This window comes from Mesorhizobium sp. B2-4-12, assembly GCF_006441575.1.
Classification (GTDB): Bacteria; Pseudomonadota; Alphaproteobacteria; order Rhizobiales; family Rhizobiaceae; genus Mesorhizobium.
The window spans coordinates 35,811-52,925 of the sequence record NZ_VFVC01000031.1 but is presented as its reverse complement, the minus strand read 5'-3'; the positions used below and the strand labels follow the sequence as shown (position 1 = coordinate 52,925).

Sequence of the window (17,115 nt, the reverse complement as noted above, 5' to 3'; positions counted from 1 at the left end):
ATCAGCCTTTTTGGCCACGCAGCATCGCTTCGAGAGCGCTGTCACCACCCTCCGGCAGCATGATGCGCACATGGGCGTAGAGATCGCCGTGACCGCCGGCTTTTTCCGGCAGGCCCCTGCCCTTGAGGCGCAGCACCTTGTCCGAACTCGACCAGGCGGGAACGTTGACCGCGAGCCTGCCTGTTGGCGTCTCGACCGGCACCTTGGCGCCCAGCACCGCATCCGCCAGCGACACCGGCAGATCGGCATGCAGGTCGCGGCCCTCGATACGGTAACGCGGATGCCGGCGGATATGGATCTTGACCAGCGCGTCGCCGGGCTGGCCCGGCCCCTGCTCGCCTTGCCCCTTCAACCGAATGGTCTGGCCATCCTCGACGAAGACCGGCAGTTTGACCGCCACCTTGCGGCCATCCGGGAACATCGCCGTCACCTTTTCGGCGTTCGCCGCTTCCTCGATGGTGATGTCGAGCGTGACGTTCAGATCGGCAGCGGTGGCCGGCTGGCGGCGGTCGCCCATGCCGGCGCCGCGCGCGCCCGAAAAGGCGTCGCCGAAAATCTGGCTGAAGATGTCGCTGTTGCCGTCGAACGGATCACCGCCTGGCCGCCCGGAGCGGAACTCGAATCGCGAACCGCCGGGCCCCTGCTGCTGGCGACGGAACCCGGCAAAGGGGTCGCCGCCACCTGCGGCGCCTTCAAAGCCCTGGAAGCGCGGCTTGCCGTCGGCATCGATCTCGCCGCGATCGAAAGCGGCGCGTGTCTTCTCGTCGCCGACGATCTCATAGGCCTGATTGGCCGCGGCAAAACGGTCCTTTGCCTTGGGATCATTCGGATTCTGGTCCGGATGATGTTTCTTGGCGAGTTTCCGGTACGCCGATTTTATGTCCTTGGCCGATGCGTTCTTTGCAACGCCCAGCACCTCATACGGGTCGCGCATGCTTTCTGCCCTGGGGAAGGAGTGAGTCCATACTTGCCCCCTATATGCGCTTGCATAGGAAGAAATTCCAGTAGCGGACTGTCACACCAAAGGCGGAAAATCAGAGCGCCTTGAAGCCCTGCATGCGCCAGCCGCCGGCGCCGGCGAGGCAGAGTTCGCCCTCGAACATGGCAACGCCATCAAAGCTTTCGCGCGAAGCCTTGAAGCGACGGCAGGTCTGGCCCCTGTCCTTCAATTCCGCCAGCTCAATGATGGAGCCGCGCGACCCGGTGCCGGCATTCGCCCATGGCACGGCCTGGCCGCCGAGCTGTACGATGTCGGCGGAAGACACCGCATTGCCGATCGTCGTCTGGTCGGAGTCGCGATCCGAATCGGCCGGCTTGGCCAAAGTCGATGTGCCGCTGGTCAGGATCGAGCGGTCGACCTCGGCTTTCTCCAGGCTGAAGCCACCCGCGCCACAGCCGGCAAGCGGCAGGGCGATTGAGACGATCGCGGCTTTCGCGCTGGCCGAAGCGATAACGCCCCATTGCCTGCTGTCAAAAGCTTGCGCGATACGCGACAATCGGCAACCTCCCCGGCTTAGTGACAATTTGAGAAAAACTATGAGTGACACAGAGTTAACAACCAGTGACTTTACCGATGCGGCCGAGCCGTTTCGCCTCTTTGCCGCATGGCTGGAGGACGCCACGAAAAGCGAAGTCAACGATGCCAACGGCGTAGCGCTGGCAACCGTCGATACCGAGGGCATGCCGGATGTGCGGATGGTGCTGCTCAAGGGGTTCGATGAAAGCGGCTTTGTGTTCTACACGAATTTCGAAAGCGCCAAGGGCCAGGAAATTCTGGGCAGCATGAAGGCGGCGATGTGTTTCCATTGGAAATCGCTGCGCCGCCAGGTGCGCGTGCGCGGTCCGGTGGAGATCGTCACCGATGCCGAGGCCGACGCCTATTACGCGACGCGGCCGCGCGGCAGCCGCATCGGCGCCTGGGCCTCGAAACAGTCGCGGCCGCTGGAAAGCCGCTTCGCCTTGGAGAAAGCCGTCGCCGAATACACGGCCCGTTACGCCATCGGCGAGATCCCCCGCCCGAAGCACTGGTCGGGCTTCCGCATCGTGCCGAAGACCATCGAGTTCTGGCAGGACAAGCCGTTCAGGCTGCATGACCGGATGGTCTTTTCGCGCAACGCCAAGGGTGGTTGGGATAAGACGCGGCTTTATCCCTGAAAAGGGCTCTCAACCCTTCTTTCTGGTCATGAACGCGGTGAGCGCCTCGCGCGCCTCATCGGACTTCAGCCGCTCGCGAAAATGCGCGCTTTCCACGCCGATGCGGGCGACGAGGTCGTCGCGCGAGCCGCGCATCAGGTCACGCGCGATCTTCAGCGCCTGCGGCGGCTTGGCGGCGATCTGGCGAGCGGCAGCCAGGGCCGAGGCCTCCAGGGCGCTCTCCTCGACCACATCGTAGATCAACCCGGCAGCCTTCGCCCGCTCGGCCGAAAAACCCTCGCCGAGGCCGAGCAGGGCGAAAGCGCCTTGCTGCCCCAGGATGCGCGGCGCCAACAGGCTGGACCCAGCCTCGGGCACTAGGCCGAGATCGACGAAGGGCGTCCTGAACAGGGTGCGCGACGTGGCGAAGGTCAGGTCGCAATGCAGGTTGATCGTGGTGCCGATGCCAACCGCGATGCCGTCGACACCGGAAACGATGGGCTTCTCGACCCTGGCCAGCGCCATCAGGAAATCCCAGACTTCCGTGCCGCCGTCGCCGCCTGTGGCGACAATCATGAAATCGGCAAGGTCGTTGCCGGAAGAGAAAGCGCCGGGCACACCGAGAAAGACATGGACGCGGATCGCCGGATCGACGTCGCCTTCGGCAAGAGCCGCCGACATTTTCGCATACATGGCGCGCGTCAGCGCGTTCTTCTTGTCCGGGCGGTTCATGCGGATGATCTGGACGGCGCCCTGGCGCTCAACGAGGATATGGTCTGTCACGATGGTCCCTTCGAGCGTTGGAATGTTTCAGGTCGATATCAGCGACTTGCCGGCAGCGGCCAGGCTTTCGGCACCATTGATGACGCGCTCCTTCAAGGCGCGCGTTTCGCCAAGCAGGTTTTCGGCAAAGAAGCGGCAAAGGGCGATGCGGCCACGGTCGGCAAGCCCGCCTTGCGCCAGATAGGCGCCGCCGGCGGCGAATGAGATCAGCCTGAGATAGGGCGTGGCGCCGGCAAGCGCCGCGTCAGTTGAGCCGTTGGCCAACAGTTCCTGCAGGAAGCGCGTCGCCTCGTCGAGATCGGCAAGCGCCCGGTCGAGATTGTCCGCGGTGCGGCCAAAGCCCTCGATGTTGGAGGTGCGGACCGCATCGGCGACTGCTTTCAGCTCGCCGATGTAGAAATGCACATGTTCGCCCCCGCCGAGCGGCAGTTTTCGCGACACGAGGTCGATTGCCTGGATGCCGTTGGTGCCTTCGTAGATCGGCGCGATGCGCGCATCGCGATAGAGCGCTGCCGCGCCCGTCTCCTCGATGAAGCCCATGCCGCCATGCACCTGGACACCAAGCGAGGCGACCTCGACGCCGACATCGGTCGAAAAGGCTTTCGCAAGGGGCGTCAGTAGATTGGCGCGGTCGCGCCAGTTGGCGGCAGCCTCGCCCTCGGCGACGCGGGCGCGGTCGATGGCGTGCGCGCAGGAATAGCTGATGGCGCGCGCGACCTGGGTCAGCGCCCGCATCGTCAAGAGGTTGCGCTGCACGTCGGGGTGATGGACGATCGGCGCCATGCCGGACCCGGCATAATCTGATGCCTTGCCCTGGCGGCGCTCATTGGCATAGGCGATCGCCTTCTGGGTGGCGGCTTCCGCGACGGCTACCCCCTGCATGCCGACGGCCAGACGCGCATTGTTCATCATGGTGAACATGCAGGCCAGGCCCTTATCCTCTTCGCCGATCAGCCAGCCGATGGCGCCAGGTTTGGCGCCCTGGAAACCATCGCCATAGATCATGGTGCAGGTCGGCGAAGCATGGATGCCGAGCTTGTGCTCGAGGCCGGAACAGAAGACGTCGTTGCGGGCACCGAGCGAGCCATCCTCTTCGATCAGGAATTTCGGCACCAGGAACAGCGAGATGCCGCGCGTGCCGGCGGGAGCATCCGGCAACCGCGCCAGCACCAGATGGATGATGTTGTCGGTGAAGTCGTGCTCGCCATAGGTGATGAAGATCTTCTGGCCGAAGACGCGGTAGGTGCCGTCGCCGGCGGGCTCGGCGCGAGCGCGGAGCGCGTTGAGGTCCGAGCCGGCCTGCGGCTCGGTCAGGTTCATCGTGCCCATCCATTCGCCGGAGACGAGCTTTGCGAGATATTTCGCCTTGAGCTCTTCGGAGGCATGCTTGTCCAGCGCTTCGACGGCGCCCATGGTCAGCGTCGGGCCGATGCCAAAGGCCATGGCGGCGGAATTCCACATTTCGAGCGCGGCGACACCGAGCATGGTCGGCAGCGCCTGTCCGCCATATTCCTCAGGTCCGGACAGCGCGTTCCAACCGCCGTCGATCCAACGGCGATAGAGTTCCTTCCAGCCCGGCGGCATCGTGACGGCAGCGTCCTTCAGCACGGCACCTTGTTCGTCGCCGATCTTGTAGAGGGGTGCCACCTCCTCGGTGGCGAAACGGCCGGCCTCGCCAAGAACGGCATCGACCAGATCCTCGCCGAGATCGCCGAACGTGCCGGCATCGAGCGCTGGCTTCATGCCGGCCACGTGCTTCAGCGTGAACGCGATGTCCTCGACCGGTGCCCGATACATGCCGCTCGATCCTCCTGATGCATCGGCCTCGCCGACCCTAGAGCCAGTGCCGCCGCAAAACCATCCGCCTTTGGGCGGTCTCCCATCTTCTTTTTACGTAAACTTTGTCACGCGGATTTTGCAATCGCGCTGGCCTAAATTCCGTCGAAGCCGGACCAAGTCGACCGGCGACAGATCAGAACGAGCCGATCGGAACATCTCATGCTCGCCAGACCAGACGCTTACCGCTGCATCGAATGCGGCCTGCCCTATCGCGCACCGGGTTCTGGTACCATGAGAGCAGACTGGAACATGGTGCGGCCTACTGGTCGGATCGCGGCATATTGTGCTCGCCGCAACGCTCGTTGGCCCACCACCACAAGCGCGCCGCCGAACGCACGCTGCAGCAGGAGCCCGCGCCCGACCCGATTGAATTTCCCCGGGTCCGGCGCTAGCCAGATAATCGTCCGCCAAGCATCTTGCGTTGCCGGCCACGGAAATGACCATCCTGTCGTCTATGTTCAGAAGGCGATCTTTACGCCCAGCTTGCCACTGACGGTTGAACTGTCTTGGGACCACTTGCCCCGAATCTCACTGCTGACGGTGGTCGATTGGGACATTTTCAGATTGAAGCCTGCCGACACCGCCGCCGAGAAGTCCGCATCTTCGAAATTACTCTCGATACCGGATACGCTCGCGGTGTTTGAATAGCCGAAGCGCTGCTGCAGATCGGCTCGCGCGTAAGGGCTGATCACCATACCGTTCCCGAGTTGATAATCGGCATAAACTCCAGGTTCGAACTTGATTGCGCCAAAGGACAGGCGGCTTTTTCCGTACGAAACGCCAGAGCTGTCCGTGTATTCGTCGCCGGTGAAACTAACACCAAGCAATCCACCACGCAGATCGAAGCGCACCCGATCGGTCAAGTTGAAGATGTGGCCGATCGACCCCGTTACGGCGTAGCCTTGTGTGTCATACGTGCCGGAGCCGAGGCCTGTGCTTTCGACATCGGTGTTGCCGAGGAACGCCGATGCAGCCACAAGCATATAGCTGGTGCCGCGACGATAGAGCCCATAACCGCCGAACATACCGCTTCTGTTGGTGGCTTCGCCGTTAGGAGGAAAGAAACCGAGCGCATTGGCGTCTACCTTGGCCGATGCATAACCGCCAAACAGACCCAAGTTTAGTCCGTGCTCGTTGTTGAAACCGAAATGCTTTGCAGCGTTGAAGTCCACGCTGACCGCAGCGGAAAATTCGTCAACGTCGAAGTCTGGTCCGGTGGTCACGATCGGTCCCCGTGAAATCGTGAAGCCGTCGTGCTCCGTGTGCGCCAACTGGCCGGAAGCGAAGACGCCGAACGGCGTCGACAGAGCTTGCGGGGGCCCGTTCGCAAGGCCGACATCTGACTCGATTGCGTCATCGACAACACCCAGAAGCGCATCCAGGGACGTGTCGACAACCGCGCCGTTGGCTATGCCGTTGAGATAGCACTGCCCTGACAGAACAGTTCCCTCACCAACGAAAATGCAGGCGGCTGCCTTCGAAGGCAGGAGGACGAACATAGCACCGATCGAGAGCGCAATCGCGTTGACCGGGTCAAAATACCATTTCTTTGCTGTCATTGTCATTTCCCCTCTTTATTACAAGTAAGACAATAATAATCAGGGATGCAATTCGCCGACGATATTCAAAATACCCGTCAGGCTTCAGCGTGCGCGCTCAGCATACTGCGATCGCACTATGACGATTATGACAGGTTATGCCCTGGGAAGATATGGTTTCGCATCGAATCGGCTTCCGCATGCCGGCGCGGCTGGGGTCCTTGCCAAGCGAGCCTTTTGAAGCACGTGTAAGACGATGGTTCGCGCCGCCCCGCTCGGCCGATCAAACGCGGTCGCGAGACCCTCGCCCTTTCTTTGAGGCGGTTTGTGGTGTAAAATTCAGTGGTCTTCGGAGATATGGGTTTCCGCCGTCCGAGGGGACGGCGCATCAGCCGGACGGACACTTCGACGGCGCGAACGTTGTCGCAGCTGAAACGAGCCCGTGACATGACCTACAGTTTCTTCCGGCACTTTGCTGCAGTTCTGCTGGTCGTGTTTTTCGGCTCGATGGGTGCCCAAGCCGCGGTCGAGGAAGTGCTTGCGTCAAAGCCAAGCAAGCGGCTTGCCATCGTCATTGGCAATTCGCATTACCGAAGCACCCGCCTTCAACATTTGACCAATGCGGTAAACGACGCCACACAACTCTCCGAAAGTCTGAAAAGGCTGAATTTCGACGTGCTGACGGGGCTCGATCTTTCGTCGGACGGGTTTGCCAAGCTCTTTGACAGGGCCGACAGCAAACTCGCAACCGCCAGCGCTGTGGTGATCTTCTACGCCGGTCACGGCGTTCAGTTGCAGGGAGAGAACTATCTCCTGCCTGTCGATACACCCGATCCCGAAACCCTGGAAAAACTGACCGCGGGCGCGATCAGGCTAAACGACGTGATCGCAAAATTTTCCAACCGGGAGAGGCAGACATTTATTTTTCTTGACGCTTGCCGGAACAACCCGGTCGGCAAAGGCGCCAGCATCATGGATGGCCTTGCCCAGGTCGAAGTGGGCGAAAACACGTTTGTTGCCTTCGCGACCCAGCCAGGCAACATCACGGCCGATGGCTCGGGGGACAACAGCCCCTTTACCACAGCCCTGTTGAGGAACGTGGAGATTCCCGGGCTCAGCATCTCGGATATGATGATCCGCGTTCGCAACGAGACCGAGGCACTCACCGCAGGTCGTCAGGTTCCATGGGACCAGTCGAACCTTCGTGAGCAGTTCTATTTCACCGAGCAACAAGAGCTCGACCCGGCTCAGTTGAGCGCCAGCCTGTCTCGCATTCTCTCGGATCCGGCCGCCAAGAAAAAACTGCAGGTCGAGCTTGCTTCCAACGACCTACAGACCGCCGTGCTTATCGTGGGACAAACATTGCGATCGGCCGAAATTTCAGTCCCGCCCGGCGCTTCGCCGGAACCGGCAGGTACGCAGCTTGCCAGCCTTGAAGGAGCCCGGCAAAGCGTGGTTTCCGGTCTTGAAACGTTGATCGTCGGCACATCGGCAGGTGAGCCGGGCCCTGCGAAAGCGACCGACCTCGCACGCAACATCCAGACGGAATTGCGCCGCTTGGGCTGCTATCGCATGACAGTCGATGGGGACTGGGGCAAGCAGTCGGTCCAAGCTCTCAACAATTACTACAGGAACACCAAGCGGGCCGCGTCGGCGACCGAGCCAACGGTTGAACTTCTGGGCGATCTCTTCTTGCACTCCGGCCGTGTCTGCAAAGATCCGGTCATCGTGAAGGTCAAGCCGGCGAAGGTCGCGTCGGACGCCGCTCCGCTGCGCAAAAAGGGAGCGGCGAGCCGAAAGACCTCCACGCCCTCGCGTTCGCCATCGTCGCGTCCCGCCGCCCCCCCTCCCGACATCAGTGGCGGAATTGGTATTGGCGGTGTGTTCTAATCTGGCACGGGGTGTTCCCAGCATCGAGAAGCATTCCTTAACCATGACGGTTCAGGATTTGCCTTTGATCAACGGGGATTCCCTGTTTTGAAATTGCCAAGGCGTTTCCATCGCCATTCAAAGAGCGCTGTGCCAACGCTCGTCAAACCCTTTTTCCCTGGGCATGCCGCTTCTCTAAAACCTCTGTATATTTTCTGGCGACACGCACTGATGCCTCTGACTTTCGCGGCGACCGTGGCGCTGTCGATGGCGGCCAAGGCCTCGGACTTCTCCGAGCCGTGGAAGAACGCCGACCGCGCGCTGGTCGTCGACGCCTACGAATACAATTCCATCGACTGGGCACAACTTGCCACCGACAAGCGCATCGTCGCCTTCATCAACAAGGCTTCCGACGGCATGCCGCCGCCCTATTTCTGCTCCGGCGGCGATACCGAGGTGAAGCTGTGCAAAGCGTTGTGGAAACGCCACGCGGTGACACGCGAACTGTTCCAGACGCGCAGGGTCGTCGCCAAGGCGCTCGGACTGAAATGGGGTGCCTATCACCTCGCCCGCCCCGGCAATCCGGTCGAGCAGGCCAACAATTTCCTCGATTTCGCCGATCCTGCGCCCGACGATCTCATGGCTCTCGACCTCGAAGGCAACGATCCCTCGCAATGGATGTCGCTCGACGATGCCGAGGAATTCGTGCGCCAGGTGCATCGGCGCGTTGGACGATTCCCGGTGCTCTACACCAACGGCAAGACCGCCCAGTTCATCGCCGACAACCGCTACAAATACCGGCTCCTGTCGCGGCTGCCGCTCTGGTACGCGCGCTACAAGCCTGACATCGACGTGCATTTTCCGATGGGCAACTGGCGGGGCTACGCGCTCTGGCAGTTCTCGGCGCAGGCCAATTGCGGCCGCTTCCGTTGCCCCTACAGAGTTGCCGGCACGCCCGACGACATCGACGTCAACGTCGTGCCGACGGATGCCGTCACATTGCGCCAGCAGTGGCCCTTCGGCGGGCTGATCGACGTGCCGTCCGACTATCTTGCCAGCGTACCGGTGCCGCTCTCGAGGGAAGCGGCGTTGGCCGGCAAGGCCACCATCATTTATGCCGATGTGGCGACGCCGCCGACATTGGAGGAAATGGTCGCGGTGCTCGGCTCGCGCTGGTCAAAATTCCGCGACGGGTTCCGCATGCCTGTCGTGAAGACGGTGCCGCGACGGCCAGGCTTCGGCATCGTCGAATATGTCGCCTGGAAGCGGATCGGACAGCGCTCACCCGCGCAATTAGACGCCGCGTTTGCCGCCGCCGACCCGGTCAGCACCGCTTCGACCGAGCTCACTCACGGCCAGCAGTAAGCTGTCATCTGGACGTCAACCCGCCCGCTCGCGCGCCACCGCCTGCCAGCCGATGTCGCGGCGGCAGAATCCGTCCGGCCAGTCGATCCGGTCGAGCGCGGCATAGGCTCGCGTCTGCGCCTCACCGACCGTGGCGCCGGTCGCCGTGACATTGAGGACGCGGCCGCCATTGGCAACCAGCGCACCGCCGTTGATGGCCGTACCGGCATGGAATATCTGGACACCTTCGCCCGCGGCGTCCTCGACACCGCGGATGACGGAGCCTTTTTCCGGCGTGCCGGGATAGCCTCTCGCCGCCATCACCACGGTGAGCGCCGCCTCGTCGCGCCAGCGCACCGACATATGCGCAAGCTGGCCGTCGGTCGCGGCGTTGAGCAGCACCAGCAGATCGTCCTTCAGCCGCATCATCAGCACCTGGCATTCCGGATCGCCGAAGCGGGTGTTGTATTCGATCAGCTTCGGCCCGTTATCCGTGATCATCAGGCCGGCGAAGAGAATGCCGGTGAAGGGCGCGCCGAGTTCCGCCATGCCGCGCATGGTCGGTTCGATGATTTCGCGCATGGTGCGCTCCACCATCTCCGGCGTCATCACTTGGGCCGGCGAATAGGCGCCCATGCCGCCGGTGTTGGGGCCGACGTCGCCATCGCCGACGCGCTTGTGATCCTGCGCGGTGCCGAAGGGCAACGCGGTGGTGCCGTCGCAAAGGCAGAAGAAGCTCGCTTCCTCGCCGGTCATGAATTCCTCGATCACCACCTCGGCACCGGCTGCGCCGAAGGAACCCTCGAAACAGGCATCGAGGGCCGCCCGCGCCTCGTCCGGCGTCATGGCGACAGTGACACCCTTGCCGGCGGCCAGCCCGTCGGCCTTGATGACGATCGGCGCGCCAGTCTTTTCGACATAGGCCTTGGCGAAGGCGAGATCGCTGAAACGGCCATAGGAGGCGGTCGGGATGTTATATCGAGCGCAGAGATCCTTGGTAAAACCCTTCGAGCCTTCCAGCCGTGCGGCGGCCTTCGAAGGCCCGAAGACGCGGATATTTTCGGCGCGCAGATCGTCCGCGATGCCGGCGACAAGCGGCCCCTCCGGCCCGACCACGACAAGGTCGATGTTCTTGTCCTTGCAGAAAGCGGCAATGGCGGCGTGGTCCGCAATGTCCAGCTTCACCAGTTCGGCCTCACCGCCGATGCCCGGATTGCCGGGGGCCGCATAGAGCTTGGCCAGCAGAGGCGACGCGGCAATCTTCCAGGCGAGCGCATGTTCGCGGCCGCCGGAGCCGAGAAGAAGAACGTTCATGGCCACCTCTTGATACCGACTGTTCCAAGAGAACCCGCTATTGCTCTCTGGACGACGGGTCAAGGCATCCGGGCGCTTTGCCGGGAATTGCGCACGGGAACGTTACCCCGCCGACAACCGGCGGCGGGCAACGCCGCCGATCTTCTGGCGCTCGCTTCAGCCGGGAAAGACGACCGGAAACCAGTCCTCGCGCAGTTTTTGGCCTGGCTGCATGCCGTGGCCATAATAGGGCGGCGACATGCGGCTCGGCCGCTCGACATAATGGGCATCGTCGCCGACCCAGCGCAGCGACAGCGCCCGGCGCCGTGCCGCGGTCAGGTTGCCGCTTGACGGTTTCCGCGGCTGCTGCCACTCCATGGACATGGAACCTATCCAGTCGAAAGCGGCCCAGGGCCGTGTCGCCGATGCACCGAACGGCCATTGGGTCTACCGGGTGCTGCCGCGCCAAGTTTGGCCCTATGCGCAGCTTGCGCGATGGGACAGGCCGATCGGCTGGCAGCTGCTCTTATGGCCGTGCTGGTGGTCGGCGGCGCTGGCGGCCAGCGCCTATCCGCGGCCTGGCGACCCGCTGCTCTCGCTGCTGCCCGCGCCATTGTATCTCGTGCTGTTCCTGGTCGGCGCCATCGCGATGCGCGGCGCCGGCTGCACCTATAACGATATCGTCGACGAGGGTATCGACAACCAGGTCGAACGCACCCGTTCGCGCCCGTTGCCATCGGGCCAGACCACCCGCCGGCGGGCCTGGCTGTTTCTCGTGCTGCAGGCCCTGGTCGGCCTTGCCGTGCTCGTCCAGTTCAACAGCTTCGCCATCCTGCTCGGCGTCTGTTCGTTGGCCATCGTCGCCGTCTATCCATTCATGAAGCGGATAACCAACTGGCCGCAATTGTTTCTCGGCCTTGCCTTTTCCTGGGGCGCGCTGATGGGATGGGCGGTCGAGTTCGGCGATCTCGATGGACCCGCCATCATGCTCTATATCGGCTCGATCCTGTGGGTGATCGGCTACGACACGATCTATGCCCACCAGGACAAGGAAGACGACGCCATTGTCGGCGTGCGCTCGACGGCGCGGTTGTTCGGCGACAACACCAAAGCGTGGCTGGCGGGGCTCTACGGCGGCACGCTGATCTGCTTCGCCGTCGCCTTCGCGTCGGCGCAGGCACCGGTGGTGGCGCTGGCCGGGCTGATCGCCGCCGGCGCCCATATGGCCCGGCAGATCGCGGTCCTGGACATCAACGATCCGGACCAGTGCCTGCGGCTGTTCCGGTCTAACAACCAGGTCGGCTGGCTGATCTTCCTCGGCCTGATCGGCGGCGCGCTATGGGTGGCGCTCAAGCCGCTGGTCTAGCGGCTTCTGCCTTCTCCCCGTCACTATACGGGGAGAAGGTGGCGGCAGCCGGATGAGGGGCAGCGCCAACCTTGGAGCAAAATGAATTTAGCAGCGATATAGGGCGTCCGTCAGATCAGGTTTTGAGGTGGACAACGCCAAGTCAGCGCCGCCCCTCATCGCCCTGCCGGGCACTTCTCCCCGTATAGTGACGGGGAGAAGGAGGCTGTCATTGATGGTTTCGCCAACTGTGCAAGGCGAAGTTACTCCCGAGAAATGATCTCCTGGCCGTCGATGACCAGCCTGAGGCCAAGGTCGCCAGCCCTGCGGCGGGCGAGGAAGCGCGGGCGGCGCGTGTTGGAAACGCGACCCTTGCGGCGATCCTGCGGCGGCAGCGTCTTGATGGCGGCGCCGAGCGATTCTTCCAGGGTGCGGGCCACGCCGTCCGATTCGATCAGGAGCATCGGCAGGCGGTAGGCATCGGCCCAGGCGCGCCAGTCGGCCGCGACATCGTCGAGGTCGTCGGCCACCAGCAGCGGCACCGACAACATCGGATCGTTGTGCAGGAGTTCCAGGGTCACCGTGACATTGCCATCCGGATCCTCCATCGCGCGGGCGGCCACGCCGCGGAACGCGTTGGCAGGCAGAGCGATGATCGCCGGCACGCCGCTCATCTCGAGCATGCGGCGGATCACGGCGCCACGATGGTCGATGGTGAACGTCACGTCGCCATAGTCATCGCGCGTCGCGTAGCTGACCACCTGCGGCAGTCGGAATGGGTCGAGGCGCATGTTGCGTCCCGCCCAGACTGGCTTCAGTCCAGTGTTCATAGAGTGCCTTCCTGTCTGTCTCCTGAGAGCCGGTGTCCGGTTCTCTCCGGGCCAGTTTTCCCGGCCTCGTTATGGGGAAACAGTAGCGTGGGCTCCTTACCGCCGCGCTTAAGAAAGTCGGTTAAATTTTGCTGATCTCAGGGATGGTTATCGGAATGCCACCGACCACAAGATGTTGAAAGGATCAGATAACCTTACCGGGATTCATGATGCCGACCGGATCGAAGGCCGCCTTTACCCGGCGCATCAGATCGATCGCCACCGGCGGTGCGGTGGCGATCAGTTCGTCGCGCTTCAACTGGCCGATGCCGTGTTCGGCCGAGATCGAACCGTGCAGGCTGCGCACGACGTCATGCACTGCCTTGTTCATGGGATGGTAGAGGGCGAGAAACGCCTCGTCGTCGCCGTCGACGGGCCGCGAGATGTTATAGTGGAGATTGCCGTCGCCCATATGGCCGAAGCAGACGACGCGGGCACCGGCACTCACCAACGCCACCGCGCCGGCGGCCTCCTCGATGAAGCGCGGGATGGATGCGATCGGCACGGAGATGTCGTGCTTGATCGAGGCGCCTTCCGGCTTCTGCGCTTCAGGCAGCAGCTCGCGGAAATTCCAGAAGGCGTCGCCTTGCCCAAGGCTCGCCGCGATGACGGCATCACCGACGAAGTTCTGATCGAGGCCCGCCGAGAGCACATCCTCGATCAGCGCCCGCGCATCTTCCGACGAACGGCCCGATGAAATCTGCATCAGCACATACCAGGGCCAATCCTCCATCAGCGGCCGCGTCACATCCTGTGCATGCGCCAGCGTGAAGTCGTATGGCCGCTTGCCGATCAGTTCGAAAGCGGTGAGCGCGGCCCCGGCGCGGTCCATGGCCAGGCTGAACAGGGAAAGCGCTGCTTGCGGCGACGACAGGCCGACGAACGCGACCTCGCGTCCCTTCGGCTTGGGAAACAGTTTAAGCACGGCGGCGGTGATGACACCGAGCGTGCCTTCGGCGCCGACGAACAGGTTCTTCAGGTCGTAGCCGGTGTTGTCCTTCTTGAGCTTGCGCAAATCGTCGAACACCTCGCCGGTCGGCAGCACCACCTCGACGCCGAGGCAGAGTTCGCGCGCATTGCCATAGGCAAGCACGCCGGTACCGCCGGCATTGGAAGAGAGGTTGCCGCCGATCTGGCAGGAGCCCTGCGCGGCTAGCGACAGCGGAAACAGCCTGTCGGCGGCATCCGCCGCCTCCTGCAATGTCTGCAGGATGACACCGGCCTCGACCGTCACGGTGTTGGACAGGACATCGATCTCGCGGATGCGGTTCAACCGCGATAGCGACAGGATGACCTCGCGGCCGGAACTGTCCGGCACCTGGGCGCCGACCAGCCCGGTGTTGCCGCTTTGCGGCACGATGGGCGTTCCTGTCTCGGTCGCCAGCCGCATGATCCGGCTGACCTCGTCGACGCTGCCCGGCCGCAGCACAAGCGCCGTCGCGCCATGCCAGAGCCCGCGCCGCTCGATGAGATAAGGCGCGATGTCCTGCTGGTCGCGCAGCGCATATTTGGCATCGACGATCGCCGCGAAGCGATCGATGAGAGCGGGATCAAGTGTCTTTGCGGTTTCGGTCATGTGGGAAAATTATGGTGTGGGCTCTGTGTTGTCACGAGGGGCGGCGGCACGAGACAGCCGGTCGTTGATGGCTTCACCGAGCCCATCGAAGGGCACCTTCTCGACCGCGATGATGCGTGCGCCGCTGCGGTCGAGGTCCTGCATGTAGGCGAAAAGATTGCTCGCTGCTTCGCGCAGGTCAGCCGTTTCGGAGAGGTTTCGGAATGCGGCGGCATGGTGCCAGCCTTCTGCCCGTTGGCGACCGAAGGCAAGCAACGCTTCGTCCTTGCCAACTTTGCCGGCATTGAGCCTAACAGCCGCACCCGGCGCATAGTGCGAGGCAAGCATGCCCGGTGCCTCGACGCCGGCGGCGCCGCCACGCAACAGCTCCATGCCGATCTCCGTCTCGATCTCCCCGGCGGCAATGCCGCCGGGACGAAGTAGTCGCAATCTCCCGTCTTCGGGCTTGAGGATGGTCGATTCCAACCCGACTGGCGTCGCGCCGCCATCGACGACCAGCTTGATGCGCGCGCCGAGGTCCGCCGCCACTGCTTGCGCAGTCGTGGCGCTGATCTTGCCGGATGAATTGGCGCTGGGTGCGGCGAGCGGCCGGCCGAGTTTTGCGATGAGATCGCCGCCAAAGCCCCTCGGCATGCGCAAGGCGATCGTATCGAGCCCGGCCGTGACCAGCGGATGAATGCCATTGCCAGGCCGCTGCGGCAGCACCAGGGTCAGCGGGCCCGGCCAGAAGGCAAGCGCCAATTTCCTGGACAGCGGATCGAATACGGCGATGCGCTCGGCCATCGCCATGTCGGCGACATGGGCGATCAGCGGATTGAAACGCGGCCGCCCCTTGGCCTCGAAGATGCGCGCCACGCCGATGCCATTGGTGGCGTCGCCGGCGAGCCCGTAGACGGTTTCGGTCGGGATGGCGACGACATCGCCGCCCTGAAGCAAAGCCAGCGCCCGCTCCAACGCTTCGCCGGCGGCAAGTATTTCAGCCACTCTCGTCACCTCACAGTTGAGGGGTGCGTAGTACGATGGCGGGTGTTGGGCAAGCCGGCTGTCAGGCAAGAATGGGTCTTGGCGAATTATCAATCCCTAAAATTCTATGTTTCCACGAAAGCCGGCATCAATTCCGGCGCGCTATCATCGCGGCTACTGGGGCAAAGGGAGCGATCCATCGTGTCTATGCGTATCCTGCTGGGGATCACCCTGGCGGCGTTGAGCTGCGAGGCTCAGGCCTCCTCACTGGTTTTTCCCGGCGCGCCGACTTCGACGCCGTCCATCCTTACCCTGAAGGCGACCGACACCAAGGCGAGCGATGTGGTGTCCGTCGTTGCGCTCGGCGAGCCCGACGTCACCTATGAGAAGGTAGCCGCGATTCCCAACGAGCCCGAAGCGCCGCACGGTTTCAAGCAAAGTCCGATGATCATTCGTGGCGGGGTCGCCGGCAGTGCGTTCTCGACGCCCGCACAGGGCAAAGCACCGGCTGCGGCCACTCCTGCGCCCACGCCTGCCAAGGCAACCGCCTCGGCCGCTCCGGCATCGGGCACGCAGAAGAAGCCAATCGCACCGGCGGCCGCACCGACGCCACCCGCCTCGAGGGTCGGCAAGGTCAAGTAGCCGCCACCGGCCAGCGGACGTGCCAAGACGTTGACAGTTTGATGACGCTTCGGGGCCCGCTGCCGACTGCGCTTTGGCCAGGCGGGTCTGGCGGGCGGGATTTCTTCGTTTCAAAGGGGGTTGATCATGAGAAAGTCCAGAACCATCACCGCGGCAGGGCTTTTGTTCGCGTCACTTCTGAGCGCCGGCGCGGCCCATGCGGATGAGATGCTCGGATCCTATGTGGCGCGCATCTCCGATCGCGATCATCAGGCAAGCGACGGCTATGCATTGGATGAGGCGGCGCAGATGGTGCGACAGGACCGCGCCAACTGGCACAAATTCCATCGTCGCGACAGCGGCGATGAGAGTGACGCCTGGTTCAGGACCAACGATCAACGCGCGGATCTGCAGCGCATGCTGGAGCGTCCCGGCGCGATGAGTTCCTCGACCAAGCGCGCCATCGTCGATGGCGAACCGCTGGTCCAGGTCGACGTCTACGAAAACAGCGTGCGCGTTAGCATCCTGGAAAACTGATCAAACCGGCGTTTGGGAGACAAAAGGACGACGCCGATGCGCCGCCCTTTCTTCCCGACAGGCCGTACTGGAATCTCAGGCGGCTTCTTCCTTGTCGTCGTCTTCCGACTCGCCGTCTTCGGATTCTTCTTCGCTCTCGTCGTCGCCGCCTTCGGCCTTCACCGCGCCCTCGGTGTCGTCTTCGTCCTCGTCCTCTTCTTCGTCGTCACCCGACGGTGTGGCGGCTTCGGCGTCGTCAGACTCTTCGTCGTCGCCATCTTCCTCGTCGCCGTCCTCGTCAGAATGATCGGCGGCTTCGATCGCAGCGGCGGCGGCGCGATCGGTTTCGGAAGCGGATTCAAGCGCCTCGGCGGGAGCCGAGGTTTCTTCTGTCACTTCGATGTCGTGATCGGAATTCATGGAAGC

At 63.1% G+C, this 17,115-nt stretch carries 16 protein-coding genes and 2 pseudogenes; 7 read left to right on the top strand and 11 right to left on the bottom strand.

Going from position 1 to position 17,115, the window contains the following annotated elements; genetic code table 11:
• Window position 1 precedes the first annotated feature (1 nt).
• Together FJ934_RS18575 and FJ934_RS18570 are read right to left on the bottom strand one after the other, a co-directional pair.
• On the bottom strand, window positions 2-934 hold the full coding sequence (locus FJ934_RS18575) for a DnaJ C-terminal domain-containing protein (protein ID WP_140611096.1): 933 nt from the start codon (window positions 932-934) through the stop codon (window positions 2-4).
• A gap of 100 nt (window positions 935-1,034) precedes the next feature.
• The gene (locus FJ934_RS18570) at window positions 1,035-1,496 is read right to left on the bottom strand and encodes an RT0821/Lpp0805 family surface protein (protein WP_140611094.1); all 462 of its coding nucleotides are present in this window, start codon (window positions 1,494-1,496) and stop codon (window positions 1,035-1,037) included.
• A 40-nt stretch (window positions 1,497-1,536) separates the two neighbouring features.
• On the opposite strand from FJ934_RS18570, the gene pdxH reads away from it, so the two are divergent.
• Complete coding sequence (gene pdxH, locus FJ934_RS18565) at window positions 1,537-2,154, top strand: pyridoxamine 5'-phosphate oxidase (protein WP_140611092.1); 618 nt, start codon at window positions 1,537-1,539, stop codon at window positions 2,152-2,154.
• 9 nt (window positions 2,155-2,163) lie between these two features.
• Here the strand turns inward: pdxH and FJ934_RS18560 are convergent, their stop codons facing one another.
• On the bottom strand, window positions 2,164-2,916 hold the full coding sequence (locus FJ934_RS18560) for a crotonase/enoyl-CoA hydratase family protein (RefSeq protein ID WP_140611090.1): 753 nt from the start codon (window positions 2,914-2,916) through the stop codon (window positions 2,164-2,166).
• A 27-nt stretch (window positions 2,917-2,943) separates the two neighbouring features.
• Window positions 2,944-4,713, bottom strand: a complete 1,770-nt coding sequence (locus FJ934_RS18555) for an acyl-CoA dehydrogenase (protein WP_140611088.1) — start codon at window positions 4,711-4,713, stop codon at window positions 2,944-2,946.
• A gap of 201 nt (window positions 4,714-4,914) precedes the next feature.
• Between FJ934_RS18555 and FJ934_RS28465 the strand changes: the two are divergent.
• Window positions 4,915-5,147, top strand: a pseudogene (locus FJ934_RS28465) (hypothetical protein).
• A gap of 66 nt (window positions 5,148-5,213) precedes the next feature.
• Here FJ934_RS28465 and FJ934_RS18545 read toward each other — a convergent pair.
• The gene (locus FJ934_RS18545) at window positions 5,214-6,314 is read right to left on the bottom strand and encodes an autotransporter domain-containing protein (protein ID WP_246671558.1); all 1,101 of its coding nucleotides are present in this window, start codon (window positions 6,312-6,314) and stop codon (window positions 5,214-5,216) included.
• Between the two features lie 426 nt (window positions 6,315-6,740).
• Between FJ934_RS18545 and FJ934_RS18540 the strand changes: the two genes are divergently transcribed.
• Window positions 6,741-8,183 carry a caspase family protein gene (locus tag FJ934_RS18540; protein ID WP_140611084.1) on the top strand — a complete coding sequence of 481 codons (1,443 nt, stop codon included), beginning with the start codon at window positions 6,741-6,743 and terminating at the stop codon, window positions 8,181-8,183.
• 210 nt (window positions 8,184-8,393) lie between these two features.
• Entirely contained in the window at window positions 8,394-9,527 is a 1,134-nt protein-coding gene (locus tag FJ934_RS18535; RefSeq protein WP_181165672.1) for a glycoside hydrolase family 25 protein, read from the top strand.
• Between the two features lie 15 nt (window positions 9,528-9,542).
• Here the strand turns inward: FJ934_RS18535 and purD are convergent, their stop codons facing one another.
• Complete coding sequence (purD, locus tag FJ934_RS18530; RefSeq protein WP_140611080.1) at window positions 9,543-10,820, bottom strand: phosphoribosylamine--glycine ligase; 1,278 nt, start codon at window positions 10,818-10,820, stop codon at window positions 9,543-9,545.
• A 156-nt stretch (window positions 10,821-10,976) separates the two neighbouring features.
• Window positions 10,977-11,144, bottom strand: a pseudogene (locus FJ934_RS18525) (phytanoyl-CoA dioxygenase); the annotation flags it as partial.
• 37 nt (window positions 11,145-11,181) lie between these two features.
• On the opposite strand from FJ934_RS18525, the gene ubiA reads away from it, so the two are divergent.
• Window positions 11,182-12,165: a 4-hydroxybenzoate octaprenyltransferase gene (gene ubiA / locus FJ934_RS18520; protein WP_181165675.1), complete on the top strand. Its 984-nt coding sequence runs from the start codon at window positions 11,182-11,184 to the stop codon at window positions 12,163-12,165.
• Window positions 12,166-12,407: 242 nt separating this feature from the next.
• Here the strand turns inward: ubiA and FJ934_RS18515 are convergent, their stop codons facing one another.
• The 3 genes from FJ934_RS18515 to FJ934_RS18505 all read right to left on the bottom strand — a co-directional run bounded on the left by FJ934_RS18515 (window position 12,408) and on the right by FJ934_RS18505 (window position 15,573).
• Window positions 12,408-12,974, bottom strand: coding sequence for a DUF6101 family protein (locus FJ934_RS18515; protein WP_140611076.1), 567 nt, complete (start codon window positions 12,972-12,974; stop codon window positions 12,408-12,410).
• Between the two features lie 184 nt (window positions 12,975-13,158).
• On the bottom strand, window positions 13,159-14,589 hold the full coding sequence (locus FJ934_RS18510) for an FAD-binding oxidoreductase (RefSeq protein ID WP_140611074.1): 1,431 nt from the start codon (window positions 14,587-14,589) through the stop codon (window positions 13,159-13,161).
• A gap of 9 nt (window positions 14,590-14,598) precedes the next feature.
• Window positions 14,599-15,573 (bottom strand): L-threonylcarbamoyladenylate synthase, encoded by a 975-nt coding sequence (locus FJ934_RS18505; RefSeq protein WP_181165671.1) that lies wholly within the window; start codon window positions 15,571-15,573, stop codon window positions 14,599-14,601.
• 186 nt (window positions 15,574-15,759) lie between these two features.
• Between FJ934_RS18505 and FJ934_RS18500 the strand changes: the two genes are divergently transcribed.
• Window positions 15,760-16,194, top strand: coding sequence for a hypothetical protein (locus tag FJ934_RS18500; RefSeq protein WP_246671560.1), 435 nt, complete (start codon window positions 15,760-15,762; stop codon window positions 16,192-16,194).
• 126 nt (window positions 16,195-16,320) lie between these two features.
• Window positions 16,321-16,710 carry a hypothetical protein gene (locus FJ934_RS18495; protein WP_140611068.1) on the top strand — a complete coding sequence of 130 codons (390 nt, stop codon included), beginning with the start codon at window positions 16,321-16,323 and terminating at the stop codon, window positions 16,708-16,710.
• Between the two features lie 75 nt (window positions 16,711-16,785).
• On the opposite strand, the gene FJ934_RS18490 is transcribed toward FJ934_RS18495, so the two are convergent.
• Window positions 16,786-17,109, bottom strand: coding sequence for an ATPase (locus FJ934_RS18490; RefSeq protein WP_140611066.1), 324 nt, complete (start codon window positions 17,107-17,109; stop codon window positions 16,786-16,788).
• Between the last annotated feature and the right edge of the window lie 6 nt (window positions 17,110-17,115).